Here is a 2,593-nt window from a genome sequence, read left to right as displayed (position 1 = left end):
TCCTGCCGCTCGGGGTCGTATTCCAGCGTCGCGTGGGTCGCCGGGCAGACCAGCGCCTCGAGCATCCGCCGGTCGAAGGGGGTGTTTGCGGGGCCTGCCGCCCCTGCCGTCACTGCGTCGTTCATTGCATCGTTCCTTCTCCGCCGCCGCCGCGCAGCGCGTATTCGATGAGGGTCACCAGCGTCTCGCGCCGGGTCTCGAGAGACGGCGCCTCGAGCAGCGCCTGTTTGTCCTCGGGCTCGAACTCCAGGAGCATCGAGAGCGAGTTGATCAGCAGCTCGTCATCCGCGTCCTTGAGCGTGGCCCAGTCCGCCGAAAGCCCGCGCGCCTCGAAATAGCGGTCGAGCGTGTCGAGGAAGCGCTTGCGGTTGAAGGCCTCGTCCGCCTCGGTGCCGCCGAGATCACGCTCGAACCCGTCCCAGCTCACGTCGCAGCGACGGTAAGGCGTGAACCCGTCCACCTCGTGCAGCACGCGGAACCGCGACAGCCCGAAGAGCGTGATCATGTAACGCCCGTCCTCGGTCTCGGAGAACTGGGTGATGCGCCCGGCACAGCCGATCCGGTGCAGCCCGCAGCCGCCTTCGCGGGCCGCGAGCCGGTCGGGCTGGATCATGCCGATCACCCGAGAGTCCGTCTTCAGCGCGTCATCCAGCATCGCGAGGTAACGCGGCTCGAAGATGTGCAGGGGAAGCCGGGAGCGCGGCAGCAGCAACGCACCCGGCAGGGGAAAGATCGGGACCGTGCCCGGAAGATCGATGCGTCTGGACATGGACACCGAGCTAGTCCGCTCGGGCCATCAGGCAAATATCATCGAGCTGAGTTTTCTCCGGCCGTTCAGCACCACCGGATCATTGGCCTTGAGCGCCTCGAAGATGGTGAAGAGCTGGGTCTTGGCCGCGCCCTCGTTCCACTCGCGATCGCGGCGGAAAAGCTCGAGAAGCTGATCGACGGCACCGGCGGCGTCGCCCTTGGCATACAGCGCCTGAGCAAGGTCGAACCGGGCCTGGTGATCGGCCGGGTCGGCCTCGACCTGCGCGGTGAGGTCGGCCACCGGGCCGGCATTCTCGGCCTGGCGCGCCAGCGCGAGCTGGGCGTGGGCCGCCTCGAGCTCGGCGGATTTCGAGATCTCCACCGGCGCGCCGTTCAGGATCGCCTCGGCCTGGTCGAGATCGTCCATCGCGATATGCGCCCGCACGAAACCACCGTAGGCCGCAGCATTGACCGGGTCCTCCTCGAGGATCGCGGCAAAGGTCTGCGCCGCATCTGTCGCGGCCCCCTGCTCGAGCATCTCCTCGGCGGCGGCCACCGCCTCGTCGAGCCCGCCGCTCGCGTCCCCGCCCGAGACCTGCACGACACGGTCGATGAAGGCCTTGAGCTCGGAAGCCGACAGCGCGCCCTGGAAGCCGTCCACCGGCTGGCCCTTGTAGAAGGCATAGACCGTCGGGATCGACTGGATGCGCAGCTGCGAGGCGATCATCTGTGCCTCGTCCACGTTCACCTTGGCCATCACCACGGCACCGCGCGCGGCGGTCACAGCCGCCTCGAGCGCCGGTCCAAGCTGCTTGCAGGGGCCGCACCACGGCGCCCAGAAGTCGACGATGACGGGGACCTCCTGCGAGCGGTCCACGACCTCGGCCATGAAGTCGGCTTCGGAGACATCCTTGATAAGGTCGCCCTGCGGCGCCTCCGGCTTGCTACCCAGTTCCAGCATCTTTTCCTCCGCTGCTTGCGGTTCTGTCCTGCTGACAGATGGCGCATGGTCCGCAATGATGCAAGGCCCGTGGCCGGCACTGTGCCATCCGCAGCCCCCGTCGCGGGGCCCGAGGCCGGCTCAGTCGCGGTCCAGCTCGGCCCAGATTGGCAGGTGGTCCGAGGCCACGCGCGCCGGCCCTTCGCGCATCACGCCCATCCGCTCGATGCGCAGCGCGTTGCCATAGGCGAAGCCGTCCAGCGCCGCCACCGGCCGCGCCGCGTGGTAGCTGCGCCCGGGCAGCACCAGCTTGAAGTCGTTCTCCCACGGCTCGTAGCCGCGCACGTCGGACCATTCGTTGAAATCGCCCGCGATGAAGGCCGTGGTCTCGATGCCGCTCAGGTGCTCCCGGATCGCGGTCATCTGAAGCAGCCGGAAGCGTCGCATCAGCCCGAGGTGGGCGCCCACGAAGCTGATGCCCTCGACCTCGACCAGCACCGCGCCGCGCGGCTCCAGCCCCGGCAACTCGAGCCGCCGCACGCCGCCGCGCTGCAGCCCCTTGCGCACCAACATGGCGTTGCCGTGCCAGCCGATGCTGACGTCGTTGACCGAGACGTCGGCCACCTCGTAATCCGTCTCCTGCTCGATGAGGAAGCGCGGAATCGCCGTCGGCCGCGGGCCGAGCCGCAGGTCGGCCTCCTGCAGCATGACCACGTCAGCGCCGATCCTGTTCAGCACCTTGAGGATCCGCGCCGGATCGCGCCGGCGGTCGAGACCCATCGCCTTGCGGATATTGTAGCTTGCAACCTTCAGCCGCATCGACCCGCTCCTACAACACCGGCGCGATCAGGCGCGTCACCCGCGCCCCGATCCGCAGCCAGAGCGGCTGCTGGTCCAGCGACT

At 68.5% G+C, this 2,593-nt stretch carries 4 protein-coding genes; all 4 read right to left on the bottom strand.

Translation table 11 applies throughout. From position 1 onward, the window contains the following. A partial coding sequence (locus HC022_RS29475; protein ID WP_368484724.1) for a Trm112 family protein occupies positions 1–125 on the bottom strand: 125 nt, incomplete at its 3' end. Next, on the bottom strand, positions 122–769 hold the full coding sequence (locus HC022_RS23760) for an LON peptidase substrate-binding domain-containing protein (protein WP_040383630.1): 648 nt from the start codon (positions 767–769) through the stop codon (positions 122–124). The genes HC022_RS23760 and HC022_RS29475, both read right to left, overlap by 4 nt. A gap of 27 nt (positions 770–796) precedes the next feature. Next, entirely contained in the window at positions 797–1,711 is a 915-nt protein-coding gene (locus HC022_RS23755; RefSeq protein ID WP_167454047.1) for a co-chaperone YbbN, read from the bottom strand. Positions 1,712–1,831: 120 nt separating this feature from the next. Beyond that, entirely contained in the window at positions 1,832–2,509 is a 678-nt protein-coding gene (locus HC022_RS23750) for an endonuclease/exonuclease/phosphatase family protein (RefSeq protein WP_008883293.1), read from the bottom strand. Positions 2,510–2,593: the final 84 nt, after the last annotated feature.

This window comes from Salipiger sp. HF18, assembly GCF_011806505.1.
Lineage (GTDB): Bacteria > Pseudomonadota > Alphaproteobacteria > Rhodobacterales > Rhodobacteraceae > Salipiger > Salipiger thiooxidans.
Note: the sequence above shows the minus strand (reverse complement) of the source record. Positions and strands in the feature narration are given on the sequence as shown.